The 23,861-nt window shown below is 71.6% G+C and carries 20 protein-coding genes; 10 read left to right on the forward strand and 10 right to left on the reverse strand.

Features of this window, described 5'->3' with window-relative positions; all coding sequences use genetic code 11:
• Positions 1 to 13 precede the first annotated feature (13 nt).
• Complete coding sequence (locus tag ABZ738_RS04450; protein ID WP_176095052.1) at positions 14 to 1,471, forward strand: cobyrinate a,c-diamide synthase; 1,458 nt, start codon at positions 14 to 16, stop codon at positions 1,469 to 1,471.
• Positions 1,472 to 1,496: 25 nt separating this feature from the next.
• On the opposite strand, the gene ABZ738_RS04455 is transcribed toward ABZ738_RS04450, so the two are convergent.
• On the reverse strand, positions 1,497 to 3,629 hold the full coding sequence (locus ABZ738_RS04455) for a transglycosylase domain-containing protein (protein ID WP_131057339.1): 2,133 nt from the start codon (positions 3,627 to 3,629) through the stop codon (positions 1,497 to 1,499).
• A gap of 121 nt (positions 3,630 to 3,750) precedes the next feature.
• Here ABZ738_RS04455 and cobC point away from each other — a divergent pair, with 121 nt between their 5' ends.
• Genes cobC through cobA form a run of 3 tightly spaced genes read left to right on the forward strand, consistent with a single transcriptional unit; the run spans position 3,751 to position 7,159 of the window.
• A complete protein-coding gene (gene cobC / locus ABZ738_RS04460; protein ID WP_176095051.1) occupies positions 3,751 to 4,833 on the forward strand; it encodes an Rv2231c family pyridoxal phosphate-dependent protein CobC in 1,083 nt (360 codons plus the stop codon).
• Positions 4,833 to 5,915, forward strand: coding sequence for a nicotinate-nucleotide--dimethylbenzimidazole phosphoribosyltransferase (cobT, locus tag ABZ738_RS04465; RefSeq protein ID WP_357210957.1), 1,083 nt, complete (start codon positions 4,833 to 4,835; stop codon positions 5,913 to 5,915). Before cobC ends, cobT begins: the two co-directional genes overlap by 1 nt.
• A complete protein-coding gene (cobA, locus tag ABZ738_RS04470; RefSeq protein ID WP_131052208.1) occupies positions 5,912 to 7,159 on the forward strand; it encodes a uroporphyrinogen-III C-methyltransferase in 1,248 nt (415 codons plus the stop codon). Before cobT ends, cobA begins: the two co-directional genes overlap by 4 nt.
• A gap of 428 nt (positions 7,160 to 7,587) precedes the next feature.
• Here cobA and ABZ738_RS04475 read toward each other — a convergent pair whose 3' ends face one another.
• The 3 genes from ABZ738_RS04475 to ABZ738_RS04485 form a co-directional block, all read right to left on the reverse strand.
• Complete coding sequence (locus tag ABZ738_RS04475) at positions 7,588 to 8,172, reverse strand: hypothetical protein (protein ID WP_357210860.1); 585 nt, start codon at positions 8,170 to 8,172, stop codon at positions 7,588 to 7,590.
• Positions 8,173 to 8,959: 787 nt separating this feature from the next.
• Positions 8,960 to 11,521, reverse strand: coding sequence for a trehalose-phosphatase (gene otsB / locus ABZ738_RS04480; protein WP_131055138.1), 2,562 nt, complete (start codon positions 11,519 to 11,521; stop codon positions 8,960 to 8,962).
• A gap of 41 nt (positions 11,522 to 11,562) precedes the next feature.
• On the reverse strand, positions 11,563 to 12,963 hold the full coding sequence (locus tag ABZ738_RS04485) for a trehalose-6-phosphate synthase (RefSeq protein WP_131055133.1): 1,401 nt from the start codon (positions 12,961 to 12,963) through the stop codon (positions 11,563 to 11,565).
• 353 nt (positions 12,964 to 13,316) lie between these two features.
• Between ABZ738_RS04485 and ettA the strand changes: the two genes are divergently transcribed.
• The 4 genes from ettA to ABZ738_RS04505 all read left to right on the forward strand — a co-directional run bounded on the left by ettA (position 13,317) and on the right by ABZ738_RS04505 (position 16,866).
• Complete coding sequence (gene ettA / locus ABZ738_RS04490; protein WP_131055134.1) at positions 13,317 to 14,993, forward strand: energy-dependent translational throttle protein EttA; 1,677 nt, start codon at positions 13,317 to 13,319, stop codon at positions 14,991 to 14,993.
• A gap of 15 nt (positions 14,994 to 15,008) precedes the next feature.
• The gene (locus ABZ738_RS04495; RefSeq protein WP_350700255.1) at positions 15,009 to 15,455 is read left to right on the forward strand and encodes a thioesterase family protein; all 447 of its coding nucleotides are present in this window, start codon (positions 15,009 to 15,011) and stop codon (positions 15,453 to 15,455) included.
• Positions 15,452 to 16,150, forward strand: coding sequence for a hypothetical protein (locus tag ABZ738_RS04500; protein ID WP_357210863.1), 699 nt, complete (start codon positions 15,452 to 15,454; stop codon positions 16,148 to 16,150). The genes ABZ738_RS04495 and ABZ738_RS04500 overlap by 4 nt, the downstream gene beginning before the upstream one ends.
• 131 nt (positions 16,151 to 16,281) lie before the next feature.
• Positions 16,282 to 16,866: a YbjN domain-containing protein gene (locus tag ABZ738_RS04505; protein ID WP_131056278.1), complete on the forward strand. Its 585-nt coding sequence runs from the start codon at positions 16,282 to 16,284 to the stop codon at positions 16,864 to 16,866.
• 64 nt (positions 16,867 to 16,930) lie between these two features.
• Here ABZ738_RS04505 and ABZ738_RS04510 read toward each other — a convergent pair whose 3' ends face one another.
• The 3 genes from ABZ738_RS04510 to ABZ738_RS04520 form a co-directional block, all read right to left on the reverse strand.
• Entirely contained in the window at positions 16,931 to 17,356 is a 426-nt protein-coding gene (locus ABZ738_RS04510) for a globin (RefSeq protein WP_131056276.1), read from the reverse strand.
• Positions 17,357 to 17,418: 62 nt separating this feature from the next.
• A complete protein-coding gene (locus tag ABZ738_RS04515; protein WP_357210868.1) occupies positions 17,419 to 18,783 on the reverse strand; it encodes an MFS transporter in 1,365 nt (454 codons plus the stop codon).
• Between the two features lie 213 nt (positions 18,784 to 18,996).
• Positions 18,997 to 20,046, reverse strand: a complete 1,050-nt coding sequence (locus tag ABZ738_RS04520) for a mechanosensitive ion channel family protein (RefSeq protein WP_236145963.1) — start codon at positions 20,044 to 20,046, stop codon at positions 18,997 to 18,999.
• A gap of 258 nt (positions 20,047 to 20,304) precedes the next feature.
• Between ABZ738_RS04520 and ABZ738_RS04525 the strand changes: the two genes are divergently transcribed.
• Entirely contained in the window at positions 20,305 to 20,838 is a 534-nt protein-coding gene (locus ABZ738_RS04525; RefSeq protein WP_131056270.1) for an HNH endonuclease, read from the forward strand.
• A 104-nt stretch (positions 20,839 to 20,942) separates the two neighbouring features.
• Here ABZ738_RS04525 and ABZ738_RS04530 read toward each other — a convergent pair whose 3' ends face one another.
• From ABZ738_RS04530 to ABZ738_RS04540, 3 genes are all read right to left on the reverse strand, one after another.
• Positions 20,943 to 21,776 (reverse strand): class F sortase, encoded by an 834-nt coding sequence (locus tag ABZ738_RS04530; protein ID WP_357210871.1) that lies wholly within the window; start codon positions 21,774 to 21,776, stop codon positions 20,943 to 20,945.
• 12 nt (positions 21,777 to 21,788) lie between these two features.
• A complete protein-coding gene (locus ABZ738_RS04535; protein WP_357210875.1) occupies positions 21,789 to 22,301 on the reverse strand; it encodes a hypothetical protein in 513 nt (170 codons plus the stop codon).
• Between the two features lie 72 nt (positions 22,302 to 22,373).
• On the reverse strand, positions 22,374 to 22,814 hold the full coding sequence (locus ABZ738_RS04540; protein WP_357210878.1) for an Lrp/AsnC family transcriptional regulator: 441 nt from the start codon (positions 22,812 to 22,814) through the stop codon (positions 22,374 to 22,376).
• 146 nt (positions 22,815 to 22,960) lie between these two features.
• Between ABZ738_RS04540 and ABZ738_RS04545 the strand changes: the two genes are divergently transcribed.
• Entirely contained in the window at positions 22,961 to 23,860 is a 900-nt protein-coding gene (locus ABZ738_RS04545) for a tryptophan 2,3-dioxygenase family protein (protein WP_357210880.1), read from the forward strand.
• The last annotated feature ends 1 nt before the right edge of the window (position 23,861 follow it).

A 23,861-nucleotide genomic window follows, 5' to 3' on the forward strand; every position in this document is an offset into this window, starting at 1 on the left:
CGAGGAGTCGATGATGACCGTCGTGCCGCGTCTGGTGCTCAGTGCCCCCTCGTCGGGGCACGGCAAGAACGCGTTGGCGATCGGCATCCTCGCCGCGCTCGCCGATCGCGGTCTCGACGTGGCCGGATTCAAGATCGGCCCGGATCCGGTCGACGCCGCCTACCTCGGGCTCGCCGCCGGGCGACCCGGGCGCATCCTGGACCCTCGGCTGATGGGCACCGACCGGCTCGCGCCGCTGCTGCTGCACGGTGCCGCCGACACCGGGCTCGCCGTGGTGCAGGGCAGCATGGGCCTCTACGACAGCCTCAGCGGACGCTGCGAGACCGAGTCGACCGCAGCGGTCGCCACCGCCCTGCGCAGCCCGGTGGTGATGGTGGTCGACGTCGCCGCGATGGGCCAGTCGGTGGCCGCCCTGGTGCACGGCTTCCGGGCGTACGACGAGCAGCTCTGGATCGGGGGCGTGATCCTCAACCGGGTCGCCTCCGCCCGGCACGAGACGCTGCTGCGCGAGGCGCTCGACGACATCGGCATACCGGTCTACGGCGCGCTGCGCCGCCAGGACCTGCCGGCCGTGCTGCCGAGCCGCCGGCACGGGGTGATGCCGGTGCTGGAGAACGGCGGCGAGGCCGCGCGGGCGGTCCGCCGGCTCGGTGAGGCGGTCGCCGCCACCGTCGACCTGGAACGGCTGCTCGGGCTGGCCCGGTCGGCCCCCGCACTCGCGGTGTCGCCGTGGTCGCCGCACCCGGAGGGGGCCGCCGCACCGCCGGTGCCGGCCGGTGCCGGACGGCCGGTGGTAGCGGTGGCCGGTGGGCCGGGCGGCAGCTTCAGCCACGCCGAGACCGTCGAGCTGCTGCGGGCCGCCGGTGCCGACGTGGTCACGCTCGATCCCTTCGTCGACGAGGTGCTGCCGGTCGGCACCCGGGCGTTGGTGGTCGGCGGCGCGCTGCCCGAGTCGTACGCCGAGCAGCTTTCCGCCAACCGGCGGCTCTGCATCGCGGTGGCCGAGTTGGCGCGTACCGGCCGACCGGTCGTCGCCGAGGGGGCCGGGCTGCTCTGGCTGGCTCGGGAACTCGACGGGTTGCCGATGTGCGGGGTGCTCGACGCGATCGGCAGCATCCGGGACGGTCTGGTGGTCGGGTACCGCGAGGCGACCGCCCAGAGCGACAGTGTGGTGGCGACCCGGGGCGAGGTGGTGACCGGGCACAAGGAGCACCGCGCGGTGCTCACCCCCCGGGGCGGGCCCCGTCCGGCGTGGGGCTGGGCGGGTGGCGCGCCGGAGGGCTTCGTCTGGCGCGGCGTGCACGCCTCCCAGCTCGTCCCGCACTGGGCCGCGTACCCACGGATCGCCGGGCGTCTGGTGGCCGCCGCGGTGACCGAGCCGGCCGCGATCCCGGCCGGTCCCGACCTGGGTGTCCCGATCACGCCCGCCGGTGTGGTGGCGGCCGAACCGGCCGCCGGAGCACCGGCCTGAGCGGCGCTCCGGCGCGTGTCGGGAGTCAGCCGACGATGCGGTCCGACGGGGGTGTGAAGTCCCGCGTCGGGGTGCCCTTGAGGGCGTCGCGGAGCGTGTTCGAGACCGCCGCGATGGGGATCTGCGACTGGCCGTCGCCGACCGCGTTGAACGGGTTGTCCGGGTCGGAGATGAAGCTGGCCGCCGCCAGTTCCGGGGTGTAGCCGACGAACCAGGCCGACCGGGTGCTGTCCGTGGTGCCGGTCTTGCCGGCCACCGGGCGGCCCACCGTGCCGCGCACGCTGTCCGCGGTCGACCAGCCACCGCAGCTTCCCCTGGCCGGGGTGTCCCCGGTGGGGCAGCGGGCGGCGTCGGTCGCGGCCCGCGCCGCGTCGGCGTTGACCACCTGGCGGCAGCGCGGCTTGGCGATCTCGCGTTGGATACCGCCCGGGGTGGTGAACATCGCGGGCGTGCCGTCCCGGTTGTAGATGGCGTTCACCGGGATCGCCTCGCAGTAGCGTCCGTCGGCGGCGATCGCCGCGTACGCGTTGGCCATCTCCAGCGGGGTGGCGTCGGAGACGCCGAGCGTGAACGCGCCCCACTTGTTCGCCTTCGCCGGTGAGGCGTGGTCGCGGTCCACGTCGGTACGCCAGCGCAGCCCCAACTGCTCGGCGAGCCGGACGGCCTTCTCCGCCCCGACCTGCTCCTCCAGCCAGACGAAGTAGGTGTTCACCGACTTGCCGAAGCCGGACCACATGGTCTGCGTACCGCTCATCGCGCCGCTGGCGTTCGACGGCTGCCAGCCGTCGTAGACCTCGGAGCGGTAGCTGTGCGGGGCGTTGAAGCTGGTGTTCAGCGTCATGCCGGCGTCCAGCGCGGCCAGCATCGGGAACATCTTGAACGTCGATCCGGCCTGGTAGCCCGGCAGGTCACCGCCGCCCATCAGTGGGGCAACCGTGTTCGGGTAGTTGGCCCGTACGTTCGGGCCCGCCTCCGGGTTCGAGCTGAGCGGGTTCTCGTTCACCTCCAACGAGTAGGTGCGGTTCACCGCCATCGCCTTGACCCGCCCGGTGCCGGGCTCGGAGACCACGATGCCGTTGGCGAACGGGCTGCCGGTGTTGCCCTCGGTGCCGACGTTCTTCTCCGCCGCCTCCTGGACCTTCGGGTCCATGCTGAGCACGATGCGGTAGCCGCCCCGACGCAGCTTGTCCAGGCGTTCCAGGCGGTTCTTGCCGAACGCGGGCTGGGCGCTCCACCAGTTCTTCAGGTAGTCGCAGAGGAAGCCCCAGCTGTTCCACTTCTCCGGGACCGCCGCGCAGTCGTTGGGCGGGTAGGTCAGCCGCAGCCGGATCGGTTCGCCCTTGGCCGCCTCGGCGGAGTCCGGCGACAGGTAACCCAGCCGCGTCATGTTGTCGAGCACGTAGTTGCGCCGGGTGGTCGCGTCCTTCTGGTCGGAGCTGGCCGGGTCGTACTGCGACGGGGACTTCACCAGGCCGGCGAGGGTGGCCGCCTCGACCGGGGTGAGTTCCTTCGGCGTCTTGGAGAAGAAGATCTCGCTGGCCGCGTAGATGCCGTACGCGCGGTGCCCGAAGTACGCGGAGTTGAGGTAGCGCTCCAGGATGTCCTCCTTGCCCAGCTCCTTCTCCAGGTCGACCGCCATCCGCATCTCCTTGACCTTGCGGATCGGCGTCTGCGCGGTGGCCTCCTGCACCTCCTTGGGCGTGGTGGCGCTGTCCCGCAGCGCCATCCGCACGTACTGCATGGTCAGCGTGGAGGCGCCCTGGGAGACGCCGCTGGAGCGGGCGTTGGCCACGAAGGCGCGGGCGACGCCCTTCGGGTCGACGCCGTGGTGCTGGTAGAAGCGGTTGTCCTCGGCGGCGACGATCGCCTGCTGCATGTGCGGGGAGATGTCGGCCAGCTTGGTGTACTGCCGGTACTCCTCGAAGAACATGGTCAGCACGGTCTTGCCGTCGGGCGCGTACAGGTAGGAGGTCTCGGCGGGCAGGGCGGTGGCCAGCAGGCGGGTCTTGCTCTCCACGGCGTGCGCGGTGGCCTTGGCGCCGAGGCCGGTCACGGCGACCACGGGGTACGCGACGGCGGCGACGACGACACCGGCGATCAGCCCGGCGCGGAGGAGAGGAACGAGTCGACCTGCGGCGGCAAGGGGTCGATTACTCACACCGATAAGTTATGACATTTCCGATTCGCACATGAGAAATACTCATGAAGTGATCAGTGGTGATGCGGAGCACTCCACGGGCTGCTGTCGCCCGCGCCGCCTTCCCGGCAGGATCGCGGGCATGCACGGTCCGCTCACCGGAGCGTCCCACCCGACACCCGAACCCGACCTCGCGCACCACGGTGACGCGGAGGTCGGCGACGGCCTGGTCGACCTCGCCGTCAACGTCCGGCGCGCCCCCATGCCGGCCTGGCTGGGCGACCCGATCAGAGCCGCCCTGGACGACCTCGCCGGATACCCGGACCCGCGTCCGGCCCGCGCCGCCGTCGCCGCCCGGCACCGCCGCCCACCGGAGGAGGTGCTGCTCACCGCCGGTGCTGCCGAGGGCTTCGTGCTGCTCGCCCAGGCGCTGCGCGGAGTACGCCGACCCGTGGTGGTGCACCCGCAGTTCACCGAACCGGAGGCCGCGCTGCGGGCCGCCGGGCACACCGTGGAACGGGTGCTGCTCGACGCGGCCGACGACTTCCGGCTGCACCCGGAGCGCATCCCGGCCGACGCCGACCTCGTCATGATCGGCAACCCGACGAATCCCACCTCGGTGCTGCACCCCGCCGCCGACCTGGCCACCCTGGCCCGCCCCGGCCGGGTCCTGGTGATCGACGAGGCGTTCGCCGACACCACGGCCACGCCCGGCGTACCCGGTGAACCCGAGTCGCTGGCCGCCCGACGTGACCTGCCCGGCCTGCTGGTCGTGCGCAGCCTCACCAAGACCTGGGGACTGGCCGGACTCCGGATCGGCTACCTGCTCGGCGAGGCGACGCTGCTGGCGCGGCTGGCCGCCGTACAGCCGCTCTGGGCCGTCGCCACCCCCGCCCTGGCCGCCGCCTCCGCCTGCGCCACCGACGTCGCGGTCCAGGCCGAGCGCGCCATCGCCGCGCAACTCGCCGACGACCGCGCCTACCTGGTCGACCGGCTGTCGACCCTGCCGGGCGTACGCGTCGCCGGCCGTCCGGCCAGCGCCTTCGTCCTGGTGCAGCGGCCCGGTGCCGACCGGCTCCGCGCCGACCTGCGCGAACGCGGCTGGGCGGTACGCCGGGGCGACACCTTCCCGGGACTCGGACCAGACTGGCTGCGGATCGCCGTACGCGATCGGGCGACCACGGACGCGTTCATCGAGGTGCTGGCGGAGATCCTGGAGGCATGATGCTGGAGACCACCATCGCGGCGATCGGCCCGCTCGACGAGCCGGCGATGACCGCGGCCCGCCAGTTGCAGGCCCGGCTGACCAAGCCGGCCGGCTCGCTGGGTGCCCTGGAGGAGCTGTCCGTACGCCTCGCCGGCCTGGCCGGCACCTGCCCGCCACCGCTGCCGACCCCGGCCGCAGTGGCGATCTTCGCCGGAGACCACGGGGTGCACGCCCAGCGGGTCAGCCCCTGGCCGCAGGAGGTCACCGGGCAGATGGTCGGCAACTTCCTGGCCGGCGGTGCCGTGGTCAACGCGTTCGCCCGGCAGGCCGGTGCCTCGGTCACCGTGGTCGACGTCGGCGTGGCCACCCCGCTGCCCGCCCCCGACCCGACCGACGCGGACGACAACGGCGGGCTGCCCCGACTGGTCACCACCCCCGTACGCCGAGGCACCCGGGACCTGACCGTCACCGCCGCGCTGACCCGCGAGGAGACCACGGCGGCGATCGAGGTCGGCATCCGGATCGCCGGGGAACTGATCGACGCGGGCGCGAGAATCCTGCTCACCGGGGACATGGGCATCGGCAACACGACACCCGCCGCTGCCCTGATCGCCGCCCTCACCGGGGTCGACGCCGCCGAGGCGACCGGTCGGGGCACCGGCGTCGACGACCCGACGTACCACCACAAGATCGAAGTGGTGCGGGCCGCGCTGCACCGACACGCCCCCGACCCGGACGACCCGCTGGGAGTGCTCGCGGCCGTCGGCGGGCTGGAACACGCCGCACTGACCGGGTTCGTCCTCGGTGCCGCCGCGCGACGCGTACCGGTGCTGCTGGACGGCGTGATCGCGGTCTCCGCCGCGCTCGCCGCCGCGGCCCTCGCCCCCGACGCGGTCGGCGCGATGATCGCCGGTCACCGCTCCGCCGAGCCGGGCGCCACGGTCGCGCTGCGCCGGCTCGGTCTCGACCCGCTGATCGACCTCGGCCTGCGGCTGGGCGAGGGCACCGGCGCCCTGCTGGCCCTGCCCGTGGTCACCGGCGCGGCCCGCGTCCTGCACGAGGTCGCCACCTTCGACTCCGCCGGGGTGGCCGAGAAGTGACCGCGAACCCCTATCCGCTCGGACTGCGCCTGGCCGGCCTTCCGGTGGTCGTGGTGGGCGGGGGAACGGTGGCCACCCGCCGGGTACCCGCCCTGATCGACGCCGGGGCGGACGTGCTGCTGGTGACGCCCGAGATCAGTCCGGCCCTGCGCGCCCACGCCGACGCCGGACGGCTGCGCTGGGCGGAGCGTCGCTTCGTCCCTGAGGACCTCGACGGCGCCTGGCTGGTGCAGGTCGCCATCGACGACCCGGTCGCCGCCGCCACGGTCAGCGCCGCCGCCGCCGAACGCCGGATCTTCTGCGTACGCGCCGACGACCGTACGGCGGCGACCGCCTGGACCCCGGCGGTGACCCGGCACGGTCCGGTGACCGTCGGCGTCCTCGGCGGCGGAGACCCACACCGCGCCATGGCCGTCCGAGACGCCATCCGCACCCTCCTGCACGTAAGGAAGGGCACCTTATTAACGCCTCCGGTAGAGGAAGGGCCCCTTGTTAACACCCGGACGGGTCGGGGCGGCGCTGTCGCCCTCGTGGGTGCCGGGCCGGGCGACGCCGAGCTGATCACCCTGAAGGGATGGCGTCTGCTCACCGAGGCCGACGTCGTGGTCGCCGACCGCCTGGTGCCCGGCCTGCTCCTGGACGAGCTGCGCTCCGACGTCGAACTGGTGGACGCCTCCAAGATCCCCTACGGCCCGTCCCGCACACAGGAGGAGATCAACCAGATCCTGGTCGACCGGGCGCGCGCCGGGTCCTTCGTGGTCCGGCTCAAGGGCGGCGACCCGTACGTCTTCGGCCGAGGCGGGGAGGAACTGCTGGCCTGCGCGGAGGCCGGCGTACCGGTCACCGTGGTTCCCGGCGTGACCAGCTCCATCGCCGCCCCCGCAGCGGCCGGCGTCCCGGTCACCCACCGGGGCGTGGCCCACGAGTTCACCGTGGTGTCCGGCCACGTCGCGCCCGACTCACCGGACTCGCTGGTGCGCTGGGAGGCCCTGGCCGGTCTCCGAGGCACGCTGGTGATCCTGATGGGGCTCAAGAACCTGCCGGCGATCACCGCCACCCTGCTGGCACACGGGCGACCCGCCGACACCCCGGCGGCCGTGGTCCAGGAGGCCACCACCGGCTCGGAGCGGGTCGTGCGCGCCACGCTGGGCGAGGTCGCCGCCGCCGTCGCCGACGCGGGACTGCGCCCGCCCGCCGTGGTCGTACTCGGTGACGTGGTCACTGCTCTCGACCTGTCCGAGTGAAGGCGACTGGCCGGCACCCCGAGTGGGATGCCGGCCAGTAGGTCGGTGTGCAGGTCGCCTCTCGGCGAGTGGCGCGACGCGGCTCCAGCCGAACTGGTATTCCGCGACGGCATTTTAGGTGAGGCCCGGGGACACTGGATCACACCGACGCCCGGTACAACCGCGCTCCACAGCTCGTTGTTCCCGGTCGCGCGGCGGATTCTGCTTGCCGGCTTGTTCGTGTGCTTGCTTGTTTCGTAAGGAGGGGTCCCCTGCTAACGCCTGGTGTATAGCAGGGGACCCCTGCTTACATCCCACCCCGCCGTACACCGCAAGTCGTGCGGGGATCCGGGGCGCGGAGAAGACGCTGCCGGCCGGTACCCGTGGTGGGTGCCGGCCGGCAGCGTTCTTGCTCCCCCTTGTGCGAGGAAAGTCTGTTCGGTGCGGGGTCAGCTGTTCCAGTGCTCGGCGACGAGGTCGGCGGCCTGCTGCTCCCACTGGGCGTAGTGATCCGGGAACGCCGACACCTGCACGGTCTGCGCGGCCACGGTCAGGGGCATGTCCTGCCAACCGTCGACCTGCTTCAAACCCTTCAGAAACGCGAGGGTGGAGTACTCGGGGTCGGTGATCTGCTCCACCGTGCCCCAACCACTGGAGGGGCGCTGCTGGAACAAGCCCTGCGAATCGTGGTCGTTGCGGTCACCGAGGTGACCCAGGTTCTCCAGCTTGGACTCCTGAAACGCGGTGCCGATCGCGATGACGGCGGCACGCTCGTCCATACCGGCCTTCTTCGTCGCCGCGATGATCGCCTTCGCGTTGGCGACCTGCTCGTCGGACAGGTCGATACGCGACTGGGCACCCTGCACACCATGCGGAATCAACTTGCCGCTGTCGGGCTTGTCCGCCTGCACCGCCACCAGCGAACCCGTGACAGGGGTGGCGTCAGCCTGCATGATCGGGCCGGCGAACACACCACCGGCAAACGCGAGACCGGCAACACCGAGAACGCTCTTACGCAGCAGCTTCGAGTTCATCACAAGCTCCATTCGGGGGTAGACGCCACCCACAGGGGGATTGAGAGTGACGCAAACGCCGTCAGGCGCTAGAAGAAGGGGAAGTCCGACGGCAACACGGGTCCGAGAAGGGGATCAGCGGATCCGGCTTTGCGGCGTCGGGTCAATACACAACCACCTGGCAGCCCGCATCATTCCCAGGCCATCCACCAGCCTGTCGCGGCGCCGGGACCAGGTATAACCACCGACCGAGCCAGACCATTCCGACACCCGCCCGCCATCCTGCGCCGAGGCGAGAGTCGAACCGCCTGCGCGGGGTTGAGGTCCTGCGCGGTCAGCCACCCGATGACAACGCCCCCGACCCCACCCCGATTCCGCCCAGCACCGACCCGAATTCGACTCATAGCGGACACGGCCGCCATCCAGGCAGAAATCCCCGGCGCGCGCTGCCTCCCGTGCTGTCCCGCAGGGCCCGTCCGCGCCAGCCCGCAAGGCCGACCCGCCGCAAGGTCAGTCGTTGATCAAGGAGTTTGGTGTGTATGGGCGGCGAATCCGGATTGAAACTTCTTGATCAACCGGGAGGTCATCCCCGAGCCATGGCCGAACCATCCCAGGGCGGGACTGGTGAGTGATATGCGGGGGAGGGCGGGGCGGGGTGGGGCCGGGGGGTGGGACGTAGCGCGGGCGGGGAAAGGGGTGTGGGGGTGAGACGTGGGAGAGAGTGCGGAGCGCTGGGGAGGACGCAGTGGGGACGGCGGAGCGGCCGGAGCCCTTTGGGTCTCCGGCCGCCCGTGTGCGCGTACGTGGGCTACTGCTTGAGCATGTTGTCCAGCAGCAGCGCGCAGCGGATCACGCCGAGGTGGCTGTACGCCTGGGGGTGGTTGCCCAGGCCACGCTCGGCGAGCGGGTCGTACTGCTCGGGGAGCAGTCCGGTCGGGCCCGCCGTGTCGATCATCTGGAGGAACAGTTCCTCGGCGTCGGTACGCCGACCGGTGCGCAGGTACGCCTCGATCAGCCAGGACGTGCAGATGTGGAAGCCGCCCTCCCGCCCGGGCAGGCCGTCGTCCCAGTGGTAGCGGTAGACGACCGGGCCGCTGCGCAGGTCCGCCTCGATCTTGAGCACGGTGGAGAGGAAGCGCGGGTCGTCGCCGGGCAGCAGCCCGGACAGGCCGATCCACAGCGACGAGGCGTCCATGTCCTCGTCGCCGTACGCGACGCTGTACGCCTCGGCCTGCTCGTGCCAGCCGTGTTCGAGGACGTTGGCGCCGATCCGGTCGCGCAGTTCCACCCACTCGGCGCGGTCCTCGCCGCCGTGCTGGCGGGTGACGTGCAGTGCCCGGTCGACGGTCATCCAGCACATCACCTTCGAGAAGATGTGGTGGCGGGGAGGCAGACGCGCCTCCCAGATGCCGTGATCGGGCTCGTGCCAGCGGCGACGGACCGCCTCGACCATGTTCTCCAGGACCCGCCACTCCTCGGGGCGGACCGATCCTCGGGCGTCGGCGGTGGCGGCGATCAGGTCGGCGATCGGGCCGAACACGTCGAGCTGGAGCTGGTGGTTGGCGAGGTTGCCGACGCGTACGGGCCGGGAGCCGGCGTAGCCGGGCAGCGTGTCGATGACCGCTTCGGCGCCCAGTTCGTACCCGTCGACGGTGTAGAGCGGGTGCAGCCGCTCGGGGTGTCCGCCGGTGCGCTCGACGCATCCGTCCACCCAGCGCAGGAACGCCTCGGCTTCGGTGATCGAGCCGAGGTCGACCAGGGCGCGGGCCGTCATCGCGGCGTCGCGCAGCCAGCAGTAGCGGTAGTCCCAGTTGCGGACTCCGCCCAGTTCCTCGGGGAGCGAGGTGGTGGCGGCGGCGAGGATCGAGCCGGTCGCCTCGTGGCAGAGCCCGCGTAGCGTGAGCGCGCTGCGGGCGACCAGGTCCCGGGCCGTGGTGGGCAGGCGTAGCGAGGCGACCCAGTCCTTCCAGGGCCGTTCCGCGGCGGCCTGGCGTTCGTGGATCGGCAGCCGGTGGTGTTCCAGGCTGTGCGTGCCGAAGCGCAGCTCCAGCACGACCTGCCCGCCGAGCGCCGAGAGGTCGACCACCGCCTTGGCGGTCGAGTACCCGCCGTCGTTGCCGACCTCCCACTGCACGCCGGGGGAGTAGAGCGCGATGGGTTCGTTGGAACCGAGCACCAGCAGGCCGTCGCCGACCGGCTGGAGCTGGACCGCGACCTGCGCGAACTCGGGCCGGGGAGCGAACTCCACGCGGACCCGACCGGTGCCGGCCAGCACCCGGATCAGGGTGGAGTCACCGGAGATGATCGCGGGACCGTCCGGTGTGGCCTTCGGGTCGGGCTTGTCGAGCCAGTCGGTGACGGTCAGCCCGGACCAGCGGGTCTCCACGGTCATGGTGCCGGACCGGTAGCGCTGGCCGAGCGGGATGCCGCCGCGTTCGGGGGCGACGCTGAAGTGACCGGCCGGGCTGCCGCCGACCAGGTCGGCGAAGATGGCCGCCGAGTCGGGCTTGGGGTTGCACAGCCAGGAGACCTTGGCGTCCGGCGTGAGCAGGGCGACGGTACGCCCGTTGGCCAGCATCGAGTGCCGCTCGATCGGCACCGCGCGCTCGCCGAACAGCCAGTGCCGTCGGGTCTCCAGGAGCAGTCCGAGCGCGCGGGCGGCCTCGATCGGCTCGTCCACCCGGTAGCCGGCCTTGGTCTCGCCGGGCCCGATCTTGATGCCGACGTCGGGGCCGTGCAGGTTGCCGAAGGCGTTCTCGTCGGTGATGTCGTCACCGATGAAGAGCACCGCGCTGGCGGAGAGCTGGGTGCGGAGCTGGTCGACCGCGGTGCCCTTGTGGGTGGCCACCACGGACAGCTCGATCACCTCCTTGCCCTGGGTGACCGTCACGTCCGGCCAGGTGGCGGGACCGTTGCGGACCGCCTCGATGGCCGCGCCGGCGATCTCGGGGGCCACCCCACGGGTGTGCACCGCGACGCTCGCCGGTTTGCGCTCCAGGCGTACGCCCGGGTGGGTCGCGGCGATCTCGCGCAGCGCGTCCCGCAGCCGGGTGCGGACCGCGATCAGCTCGGGGGAGAGCCGCTCGACGAACCCGATGTCGAACTCGGAGCCGTGGCTGCCGACCAGATGGACCTCGCTGGGCAGCCGGGAGAGCGCGGCCAGGTCGCGCAGCGCGCGACCGGAGACGACGGCCACGGTGGTCTGCGGCAGCGCGGCCAGGGCACGCACCGCCGCCACCGACTCCGGCAGCGGTACGGCCTTGCTCGGATCCTCCACGATGGGGGCGAGCGTGCCGTCGTAGTCGCAGGCGACGAGGAGCTGGGGGACCCGGGCGATCCGGCCGATGGCGGACCGGAGCTCCGGGTCCATGGTGCCCGCCGCCGGGGTGATGATCTCGTTTGAGCCGGCGTTCACGCCGCCTCCATGTCAGGCACACCTAGTTCGGTGAGGAAGGACTTCGCCCAGTGCCCCACGTCGTGGGTGCGCAGATGGCGTTGCATAGTCCGCATACGGCGACGAGCCTCCGGCTTCTCCACATGCACGGCCCGTAGCAGAGCGTCCTTGACCGCGTCGGGGTCGTGCGGGTTGCACAGGAACGCCTGACGCAGCTCGGTGGCTGCGCCGGCGAACTCACTGAGTACGAGCGCGCCCCCGTGGTCCGCCCTCGACGCGACATACTCCTTGGCCACGAGGTTCATTCCATCTCGCAGTGGAGTCACCATCATCACGTCAGCGGCGGCGTACATCGCAGCCAGTTCGGTCCGACTGTACGACTGATGCAGATAATGCACCGCAGGCACACCGACCCGCCCAAATTCGCCATTAATCCGACCAACCTCGCGCTCGACCTTGACGCGAAGTGCCTGGTAGTGCTCGACCCGTTCGCGGCTCGGCGTGGCGACCTGCACCATAACGGCGTCGGGGACTGTCAACTTTCCGTCAGCGAGCAGTTCGCGGAAGGCCTTGAGTCGCAGTTCGATGCCCTTGGTGTAGTCGAGCCGGTCCACGCCGAGGATGATCGTCTTGGGATTGCCCAGCTCCTCGCGGATCTCCTTGGCCCGGGCCTGGATCGCCGAGTCGGCGGCCAGCCGCTCCATCTCCTTGGTGTCGATGGAGATGGGGAACGCGCCGGCCTTGACCTGCCGACCGTCCACCTGGATCATCTGGCCCTCGTACCGCAGGCCGAGCAGGTGGCGGGCGAGCCGGACGAAGTTCTGCGCGGCCAGCCGCTGCTGGAACCCGACCAGGTCGGCGCCGAGGAGTCCGCGCAGGATCTCGGTGCGGAACGGCATCTGCATGAACAGCTCGATCGGCGGGAACGGGATGTGCAGGAAGAACCCGATCCGTAGGTCCGGCCGGAGTTCCCGGAGCATGGCCGGCACCAGCTGGAGCTGGTAATCCTGCACCCACACCGTCGCGCCCTCGGCCGCGACCTCCGCCGCGGCCTCCGCGAAGCGCGCGTTCACCAGGCGGTACGCCTCACGCCAGCGCCGCTTGTAGGCGGGCGTCTCGACGGCGTCGTGATAGAGCGGCCAGATGGTGGCGTTGGACTGGCCCTCGTAGTACCGCTCCAACTCCTCGGCGCTCAACGGCACCGGGTGCAGGCGGATGCCCTCCAGGTCGAACGGTTCGGGGGCCGCGCCGGTGCCGCCGGCCCAGCCGACCCAGGTGCCCTGATGCTCGGCGAGGACGGGGTGCAGTGCGGTGACCAGCCCGCCTGGGCTGCGTCGCCACTGTCGGCCCTCAGGTGTGCTCACCTCGTCGACCGGCAGTCGATTCGCCACTACGACAAAGGAGCTACGGACGGTCACGATCGGCCACCTCCGGGTGCTGACGGGTCCACCGCGATGAGCGTACTGAGCGTAGCTGCGGCGTCTGTTCCCCCGTGCCGGAGTCACCTACCCTTCCCAGACTCCGTCAACCGTGAACGTGATCATGGTGACACGGCCCGCCGCCTGCCCCGACGGCCTGGGCTGCCGCGTGTCGGGCCGGTGGCCTACCCGATGGCGTCGGGCGGGGCGATGTGGGCGCGGGGCGGCGTACCTGTCAGGATTGACGATGGCGTGCGCGTGGCCGGCTTCCGGCCGGCGGCGGGCGGTCAACCGGCCCGCACCCGCACCACACGACATTCGGCGATCACCACCGACGGAGGGTAGCCCGTACCGTGGCCCAGTACATCTACGTCCTGGAAAAGGCGCGCAAGGCGCACGGCGACAAGGTCGTGCTCGACAACGTGACGCTGAGCTTCCTGCCGGGGGCCAAGATCGGTGTGGTCGGCCCGAACGGCGCCGGTAAGTCCAGCCTCCTCAAGATCATGGCAGGGCTGGACCGGCCGAGCAACGGCGAGGCCCGGCTGATGCCCGGCCACACCGTCGGGCTGCTGGCCCAGGAGCCGCCGCTCAACGACGCGAAGACCGTCCTCGGCAACATCGAGGAAGCGGTCGCGGACACCAAGGCCAGGCTGGAGCGGTTCAACAAGATCGCCGAGCAGATGGCGACCGACTACTCCGACGAGCTGATGGAGGAGATGGGCCGGCTCCAGGAGGAGCTGGACCACGCCGACGCCTGGGACATCGACTCCAAGCTCGAACTCGCCATGGACGCGCTGCGTTGCCCGCCGCCGGACGCCGACGTCACCACGCTCTCCGGTGGTGAGCGTCGCCGGGTCGCCCTCTGCAAGCTGCTGCTGGAGGCCCCCGACCTGCTGCTGCTCGACGAGCCCACCAACCACCTGGACGCGGAGAGCGTGCAGTGGCTGGAGCAGCACCTGGCCAAGTACGCCGGCACCGTGCTGGCGATCACCCACGACCGGTACTTCCTGGACAACGTGGCCGGCTGGATCCTGGAGCTGGACCGTGGCCGGGCTGTCGGCTACGAGGGCAACTACTCCACGTACCTGGAGAAGAAGGCCGCCCGGCTCGCCGTCGAGGGACGCCGCGACGCCAAGATGAAGAAGCGCCTCACGGAGGAGTTGGAGTGGGTCCGCTCCAACGCCAAGGCGCGGCAGACCAAGTCCAAGGCCCGGCTCGACCGGTACGACGAGATGGCCGCCGAGGCGGAGAAGACCCGCAAGCTGGACTTCGAGGAGATCCAGATCCCGCCGGGTCCGCGTCTGGGCAACACCGTCATCGAGGCGCACAACCTGACCAAGGGCTTCGGCGACCGGGTACTCATCGACAACCTGTCGTTCTCGCTGCCGCGCAACGGCATCGTCGGCATCATCGGCCCGAACGGCGTCGGCAAGACCACGCTGTTCAAGACCATCGTCGGGCTGGAGCAGCCGACCGACGGCTCGGTCAAGGTCGGCGAGACCGTCTCGCTGTCGTACGTCGACCAGAACCGGCAGGGCCTGGCCGGTGACAAGTCGGTCTGGGAGGTCGTCTCCGACGGGCTGGACCACCTCATGGTGGGCAAGGTCGAGATGCCGTCCCGGGCGTACATCGCCGCGTTCGGCTTCAAGGGGCCGGACCAGCAGAAGCCGACCAAGGTGCTCTCCGGCGGCGAGCGCAACCGGCTCAACCTGGCGCTCACGCTGAAGATCGGCGGGAACGTGATCCTGCTCGACGAGCCGACCAACGACCTGGACGTGGAGACGCTCTCCAGCCTGGAGAACGCGCTGCTGGAGTTCCCCGGCTGCGCCGTGGTGATCTCCCACGACCGGATGTTCCTGGACCGGGTCGCCACGCACATCCTCGCCTGGGAGGGCGACGACGAGAACCCGGCCAAGTGGTTCTGGTTCGAGGGCAACTTCGAGGCGTACGAGAAGAACAAGATCGACCGGCTCGGCGCCGAGGCGGCCCGGCCGCACCGGGTGACCTACCGCAAGCTGACCCGCGACTGATCGGGGCGGATCGTCGTGGCTGACCGGTTCGTCTACCACTGCACCCTGCGTTGGTCCGACCAGGACGCGTACGGTCACGTCAACAACGCCCGCTTCCTCACGCTCTATGAGGAGGCGCGGGTGGCGTTGATGTTCGCCGGTGCCCAGGCCCAGGGGATCGACTCGTTCACCAACGGCGTCGTGATCCGCCGGCACGAGATCGACTATCTGCGCCCGGTCGACTTCGCCCTGCACCGCGCCACCGCCGAGGGCGCGCCCACGGTGCGCATCGACCTCTGGGTGGAGCAGATCCGCGCGGCCTCCTTCACCATCGGCTACGAGATGTACGACGGGGACCTGCTGGTCAGCCGGGCGCGTTCGGTGCTGGTGCCGTTCGACCTGGCCCAGCAGGCGGCCCGTCGGCTGACCGAGCAGGAACGGGCCTTCCTGCTCGGGTACGCCCTCGACGGCGGGACACCGTGACCGGATCGCGGGGCGACGTCGACGGTCACGGGATCGTCGACGTCGCCGACGCGGGGGCCTTCCTGTCCCGGCTGGTCCGGTTCGAGAGCACCGCCCTGGTCCGGTTGCGGCCGGCCGGTGCGCCGGACCGTACCGCCCTCTGGGCCCGGCTGCCGTGGGGCGTCCTGGCGGCGCGCACGGTGGCCGGCGCGGGTGCCGGAGACGTCACGGTGGCCGCCGGGAGTCTGCTGGCCGAACTGACGGCCGGTGGGAGCGCGTTGCCCGCGCGACAGGACGCGCAGTGGCGCTGGGCGTTGCCGCCGGCCGGGAGCCGGTGGGTGGAGACGCTGCCGGGCGGGGAACTGCGCCGACTCGCCTCGGCGGCGGCGGGCACGCTGCGCGAGGCCGCCGCGCACGGGGTGGCCGGTCGGGCGGTCGGGCAGCGGGCCCTGCGCGACGCCCTACTGGACCACGTGGCGGTGGTGGTCACGCCGGACGACGAGCCTGGCCGTCCGGTGGAGGTGACCCAGCGATTGGTGCAGGGTCTGGTTCGGATGGGTTTCCTGGGTGCTGCCGGGGATTCGCCGGAATCGGGCGCGGTCCAGGTCCGTGCGGCTGGCCGATGGGTCGGGCTGGTGGGACCGTATGGAGCTGTCTGGTCGCAGAAGGCCACGGATCTGGTCGTACGGCCCTCCGTGGCTCATGCGAACGGATGACCCTCGGTCATCCTTCTGGGCTGGGGCTGCCGTTGGGGGGGTGCTTCGTTCCGGCTGTCCGGGTACCGTCCATCCTCGGATCCAACCCACCGTAGGCGACTGGATCCGCTGGGGAGTGAGGTGCGCGAGCGATGCCGTGGTGGTCATGGCGCCCCGGTCCCGCCAGTGGCGGTGACCCGGAAACTCGAAGCAGGATCACGGTGGAGGGCACGGTCCGGGTCGGGCCGCCTCCGCCCCGCCAACCGGGGGACGACCGGTCGGGCGGGGAGCATCCGTTGATCGCCGACATGCCGGCAACCGTCGAACCGGTCACCCTGGGCCGGGTCTGCGATGCGCTCGACCTGCTCGACGTGCGCTATCTCGCCGACGGCGACGGCAACCTGTTGGCCATGTGGGAGCGGCACGCGGTGCTGGTCACGCTGGAGGGGCCGGAGGACGAGATCCTCGTGCTCCGGGCCAGGCCGCACGCGACCGTGCCGCCGGACTGGGCGGACCGGGCCTACCGGGTGGTCAACGAGTGGAACCACACCCGACGCTTCTGTAAGGCGTACGTGGGTGACGCCACCGAGCGGGGCCAGTTGCCGATCTACGCCGAGTTGCAGGTGCCGCTCGCAGCGGGGGCCCACGACGCCCTCCTGGTCGAGCTGCTGGACTGCGGGGCGGCAGTGGCCACCAGCTTCGTCGACTGGCTGCACGACGAGGGAGCGCTGCTCTGAGCCGGTACGGATGCGGCCCGCCGGGCAGGTGGCGGGCACGCACCCCGTGCCGGGTGACCACGGCTCATGCCGGCGCGGCCGGGTCCTCCATCACGTTGACCATGAAGAGGGCCGCCCGCTCCAGGTAGGTCCAGAGTTCGGTCTCGATCGTCGGCGGCAGGTCGAGAGTGTCGACCGCCCGGCGCATGTGCCGCAACCAGGCGTCGCGTTCGGCGGCGCCGATCCGGAACGGCGCGTGCCGCATCCGCAGTCGGGGGTGCCCCCGCTGGGACGAGTAGGTGTTCGGGCCGCCCCAGTACTGCATGAGGAACAGCCTCATCCGGTCGGAGGCCGGGCCCAGGTCCTCCGGGTACATCGGCCGTAGCAGCGGATCGGTGGCGATGCCGGCGTAGAACTCGTCGACCAGCTTGCGGAACGTGGGCTCGCCGCCGACGGCCTCGAAGAGCGTGACCGTCTCGCCGTTGCGCTCGGACTCACCTGCGGGATTCACCGTTCCATCCTGCCAGGCCCCATCGACCGCCGGCCCGCCCGGGACGGCCGGCCGGGGGTGGTTCAGCTCACCGCGTGCTGCGGGCGCCCCGGACCCACCTGTTCGGAGCCGGGCGCCTCCGGCCCGGGAGCACCGCCCTGAGCGGGGGCGGCACCGGCTCGCCGGGCCGCCTCGACGGAGGCGGCCACGGCCCGGTGGTCGGGCCAGCGGAGCGCCACGATCGACATCAGCAGCACGCCCGCGACGCTCCACACCCCGACCACGACGGGGATCGGGAAGCGTTCGGCGAGCAGCCCGGTCACCAACACCGCGGCGCCCTGGATCACCTGCACGCCGGTGGCCATCACGCCGAAGGCGCGGGCCCGGAAGCCGTCCGGCAGGGCCTGCACGAAGAGTCCGTTGGCGACCGGCAGCATGCCGGCGACCGCGAAGCCGGAGACGGCGGCGAGCAGGGCCACCATCACCGGAGAGGGGTCGAGCAACGACGGCACCAGGGCCAGCGGCGCGAAGACGGCCAGCGGGCGCATCAGGGCCAGTCGACGGGCCGGCCCGACGAGCCGCGCGATCAGCAGGCCGCCGAGGATGAAGCCGAGCGGGTGCGAGGCCATGATCATGGCTTGCGCCAGGCCGGTGTTCATCCCGTCCGCGCTCTCGTTCGCCCAGGCGGCGGCGAGCCCCTCGGGCACGATCGAGAAGAGCATGGCGCTGAAGACCAGGACGGCGATCGCCCGCAGCACCGGCGTCCGGAAGACGATCCGGAACCCGTCGCCGGTCTCGCGCAGCAGGTGACTGCGGTGGGCGGTGCTCATCGCCGGGGCCCGGTCGCGGACGCCGACCCGGACGAGCAGCGCGGAGAGCGCGAAGGCGACCGCGTTCATCAGCAGCGCGGCGGTCGGGCTCACCGTCGCCACGACGGCGCCGAGCAGATAGCCGACCACCTGGGCGGCCTGCCCCACGCTGGCGTTGATCGAGAGCCCGACGACGAGCCGGTCGCCGGGCAGGATCAGCGGCATCAGGGCGGACCGGGCGGCCTGACTCGGCGGGTTGGCCAACGTGGTGGCGAACAGCAACGCCAGGATCACCGGCACCGGGATGCCCGGGATGGCGATGAGCAGCATCAGCGACATGCGGATGAGGTCGCAGACGACCATCACCTGCCGGTACCGGTGTCGCTCGGCGACGGTGGCCAGCAGGGGCCCGCCGATCAGCCAGGGCAGGTAGCTCACCGCGAAGGCGGCGGCGGAGAGGGCGACGGACTGGGTCGTCCGGTAGACGAGGAGGGTGACCGCCGCCTTGGCGACGTAATCGCCGATCCAGGTCAGCGTGTTGGCCGCGAATACGGCGCGGTACTCACTCTGGGCGAAAACTTCACGGAAGGTGGCCGGCCCTTCCGGAGAAGGTCGCTCGTCGGACACCTTCGCCTCCATCGTTCCGGTGGCGGGTCACTCGTGATGACCGTGCCGGAACCATCGTCAGATCTGCAGATCAGCGAGGACGTGACCGCGCTTGGTAGCGCGTGAACCGGATTCTGCCCGATCGTCTGACAACTGGCTAGGGCGAACGGGTGGACGGTCGCATCTCCGACTGAACGAACGGACGATACCCGAGGGGCCACTCGGCCGCGACCCCCGTCACGCCGCTCAGGTGGCACCCCCCTGACCGGTCTCACTATCGGAACGAGTAGGTAGCCCGGGATAGAGCCGCCCCACCGCGATCCGCGCCGTGATGCCGGAGTTCTCCAGCGCCTCGGCGAGCCGGCGACGCAACTCCCGACCGACGGCGAACTGTCCCTCGGCGGTGGTCTTGACCACCGTCCGGATGACCGTGCCCTCCACCGTCACCTGCTCGACGCCGAGCACGTCCGGTGGCTCCACGATCGACGCGGCCAGCTCCGGGTCGACCGCGACCGAGGCGGCGGCGGTCCGCAGCACCGCCATGGCCTCCTCGGTGCCGGCGAAGCCGATCGGCAGGTCCACCACCACCAGCGCCCAGCCCTGGCTCTTGTTGCCGACCCGGACGACCTCGCCGTTACGGATGTACCAGAGCACGCCCCGACCGTCGCGCACCGTGGTCACCCGTAGCCCGACCGCCTCGACCACGCCGGTCGCCTCGCCGAGGTCGACGTTGTCACCGACCCCGTACTGGTCCTCGATGAGCATGAAGAGCCCGGCGAGCAGGTCCTTCACCAGGCTCTGTGCGCCGAAGCCGAGAGCCACACCGGCGATGCCCGCGCTGGCCAGCAGCGGTGCCAGCTCGAAACTGAACTCCTTGAGCACCATCAGCACCGCGATGCCGTAGATGAACGCCGTGCTGATGCTGCGCAGCACCGAGCCGATCGCCTCGGCGCGCTGTCGGCGACGTTCCGGCACGAACTCGCCGGGTGCGGCGGTCGCGGTCGGGATGCGCTCGCGCAACGGGCGGAGCATGGTGGGCACCCCGGCGTCGCTGGTGGTGCGGACCAGACGGCGGAGCGTACGGTGCACCAGCCACCGGGCGGACATCGCGAGCAGCAGGATCAACAGGATCCGCAACGGCTTGATCAGGATCCAGTAGCTGCCCTCGGCGAACCACACCGAGTCGGAGAACTTCCAGACCCAGTTGCAGACGACCTCGTCCAGACACTCCGGGCTGGGTGTCTCGTCCGGTTCCGACGGGGTCGGGGACGGCGTGGGGACGACGGTGCGCAGGATGCTGACAATCACCCTGTGTTCGTACCGCAACCGCCCGACGGGTACACCGCCGCCCCACCGGACGGTGACGTCGGACCTCGACCGGTCGGAAAGCCGCCCCGGCTACCCAGGATTAGTACGTGCATTCGCGGTTCCGATCAGGGACGATTGGCGCAACGGACGTCGGTGAACCGGCCGGCGTCGACATGGTGTAGGGCTGTGTCCGACACCGGTCGGCGGTGGCGAGTGTGACTGCCGCTTGACCGGGAGGGTGACGCGATGCCTGACATACGACCCACGGTGGGCTCCGGCGCGCTGGTTCTCAACGCCACCTACGAGCCGCTGTGTGTCGTGTCGGTCCGCCGTGCCGCGATCCTCGTGCTCTCCGCCAAGGCGGTCTGCGTCGCCGACGGCGAGGGCATCCTGCACAGCGCACGCAACGCGCTCCCGGTGCCCTCCGTCGTCCGGCTCACCCGGTTCGTCCGGGTGCCGTACCGCACCCACGTCGGTCTGTCCCGCCGGGCGATCTTCGCTCGGGACGGCTGGCGGTGCGCCTACTGCCGGGGGCCGGCCGAGACCATCGACCACGTCTTCCCGCGCAGCCGGGGTGGTCGGCACGCCTGGGAGAACGTGGTCGCCGCCTGCGCCCGCTGCAACCACAGCAAGGGGGACAAGACCCCCGCCGAGATGGGCTGGCGGCTGCACTCCCCGCCGGCGCCGCCGCGCGGGATCGCCTGGCGGGTGCTCGGGCACCGCGCCCCCGACCCGCGCTGGGCGGACTGGCTCGACCTGCGCGAGCCCGAAGCCGCCTGAGCCGCGCCCCCGGCGACAGCCCCGAGCCGCGTCCGGAGCCGCCTGGGCGCGCCTCCGACGCGGCCCGGCCGCGAGGGCCGTCGTCGGCCGGGCGTCCAGGCGGGTCAGCGAGCCTGCACCAGCGAGGCGAAGACGATCACGTTGTCCGCGTACCCGGTGTCGCCGCCGACCCAGCGCCCGCCGCACGTGATCAGCCGCAACTGGGGCCGGCTGAAGTCGCCGAAGACGTCGTCGGCCGGCAACTGCTCCTTGTCGTACCGGCCGACGCGTTCGACCTCGAACACCGCGACCGAGCCGTCCGACCGGGCCACCTCGACCCGGTCACCGCCGCGCAGTTCCCGTAGGTCCTGGAAGACCGCCGGTCCGGTGCTGGTGTCCACGTGCCCGACGATGACGGCCGGGCCGTACTGGCCGGGGGTCGGACCCTGGTCGTACCACCCGGCCTCCTGGGCCCGTTCGGCCGGCGGAGCGGCGACGCTGCCGTCCGGCGCGATCCCGACGTTGTGCACCGGAGCGGTCAGGTCGATCTTGCTGATCTCGATGCTGACCGGCTCGCTCGCCGACAGCATCGGGTACTCCTTCGGCGGGCGGCCGAGCCCGGCGATGAACCGGTCCGGCAGCAGGTTCACCCCGGTCAGCCGCTCGACGCCGAGCATCGTGACGATCAGCAGCATCAACGCGCCGATCACCAGGACCGGCACCCCGGGAGTGGACCGGCCGTACCGGCGGTACCGGCCGACCTGCCGACGGCGGGGCGGCACCGGCGGGGCCGCCGGGTCGGGCGTGCTGACGCTGGCCGACCCCATCTGCGTGGTGACCCGGCCCAGCCGACCCAGCGCCGTGCCCACCACCCGACGCCAGGCGCGAGGCACCCGACGGGCGGTGGTCCGGCGCCGACCCGGACCGGGTTCCGGCGCGGGTACGCGAGAGCCGCTCATCGCGACAGCGGGTCAGGAACCGGCCCGACGCCGGCTGCTCACCAGCCCGAACACCACCACCGCGGCCACTGTTGCGGCGCCGCCGAGCAGCAGCATCGAGCCGGTGTCGCCGCCTGCGGTGCCGCCGCCTCCGGTCGCCGGTCCCTTGGTGGGCTGCTCCATGTTCAGCACGGTCAGCGTGGTGTCGGCCGTCTGACCGTTCTCGCAGTGCAGGGTGACCGGGTAGTTGCCGGCCTGCTTCTCGCTCGGCACGGTGACGTCCCCGGTGAGGAAGCCGTCGTTCGGGCGGAGGAAGACCTGACGGAACGCGTCCGAGGTCACCTCGGCCTGCCGGTTGTTGGCGTTGTCGCAGCTGGCCTTGAGGTGCACCCGGGAACCGGCCTGCACGCTGTTCGGCGTCACCTCGACGAAGGTGTTCTCACCTGCCCGGGCGGGCGCGGCGCCGACCAGGACGAAAGCCCCGATCAAGGCGAACGCGCCGAAGAGTCGGACGATGGTCGACGGGTACGGACGCAGACCCCGCATGATCCTCCCTCCCGGCACCGGTGCACCGGTCCTGCTGGGGTGACCCGCGGCGCATTCCCCCTGCCGGGGCGGCTAACCCGACAGCGGGGTGACCGGCTGCCAGCCCAGCGGCGTGGAGAGGACCATCGTGCTGGACGGCTGCCCGTACGGGGCGAGTCGGTCGATGACGGCCTCGAACTCCCCGATCGACCCGGCCGCGACCTTCAGCACGCTGCACGCGTCGCCGGTGATCCGGTGGATCTCCAGGATCTCCGGCCAGTCGGCGACCTCGGGGACGTGCAGGATGCACCGGGCGCCGTAACAGGACATCCGGATCAGCGCCACCACGGTGCGACCGGCCCGGGCCAGGTCGACGTGGGCGTGGTAGCCGGTGACCACGCCGGTCTCCTCCAGCCGCCGGACCCGTTCGGCGACGGCCGGGGGAGACAGGTGCACCCGCCGGGACAGCTCGCTGAACGACAGTCGCGCGTCGGCCTGCAGCTCACGGAGCAGGGCCCAGTCCATCTCGTCCACGCGGCGACCTTACGTCCGGCAAGCGAACTGCTGCCAGTGCCTTTCGTTCGGCAGGTCGACCTGCTGAACCGCCGTTGAAGAGGCATTCCGTCAGGCGATCCCACCGCGAGATCATGTCTGGACCGACGCCAGGAAGGAGCCGACGCATGGAGCAGACGGAACTGCGCCCCGGTACCCGGGCGGCGGTGCGTCCGGTCACCGGCCGCCAGCGCGCGGCCCGAGCCGCGCGCAACGGCGGTGAGCCGACGCTGGAATTCGCCGAGCGGGTGCCGTACGACGCGTACGTGCAGGCCAGCACGCTGCACCGGTTGCAGCAGCCGCTGAGCGACGACCCGGGCGAGATGTCGTTCCTGATGGTCAGCCAGATCATGGAGCTGTACTTCGGCCTGACCTGCCACGAACTGCGCGACGCCGCCCGGCTGGTGCGCACCGACCGGGTGTGGGAGGCGCTCGCCCCGCTGCGGCGGGCCGCGCTGCACCTGGAAGGGCTCAACGCCGCCTGGCGGGGGCTGCGCTGGATGACCCCGGCCGACTTCAACCGTTTCCGCAACCTGCTCGGTGAGGGCTCGGGATTCCAGTCGGCCATGTACCGCCACCTGGAGTTCCAGCTCGGGCTCCGCGACCCGGCGCTGATCCGGCCGTTCCGCCGGCAGACCGAGGTGCACGCCGAGCTGACCGCCGCCCTCGACACGCCCAGCGTCTGGGACGAGGTGGTGGCCCTGCTCGCCCGGCACGGCCACGAGCTTCCCGCCGACCTGCTGGAGCGGGACGTGGCGGTCGAGCACGAGCCGCACCCCGCCGTCGAGGCGGCCTGGGTGCGGATCTACGCCGACGCCGGCCCGGACAACCACCTGCGGATGCTCGGTGAGGCGCTGACCGAGGTCGCCGAAGAGTTCGGCGACTGGCGGCACCACCACATCAAGGCGGTGCAGCGCACCATGGGCGCCAAGGTCGGCAGCGGCGGTTCCGCCGGGCTGGCCTGGCTGCAACGCAGCATGGCCCGGGTGGTCTTCCCCGAGCTGTGGTCCGCCCGTACCGCGATGTGAG

The sequence above is a fragment of the Micromonospora sp. NPDC047793 genome (assembly GCF_040642635.1).
Taxonomy (GTDB): Bacteria; Actinomycetota; Actinomycetes; order Mycobacteriales; family Micromonosporaceae; genus Micromonospora.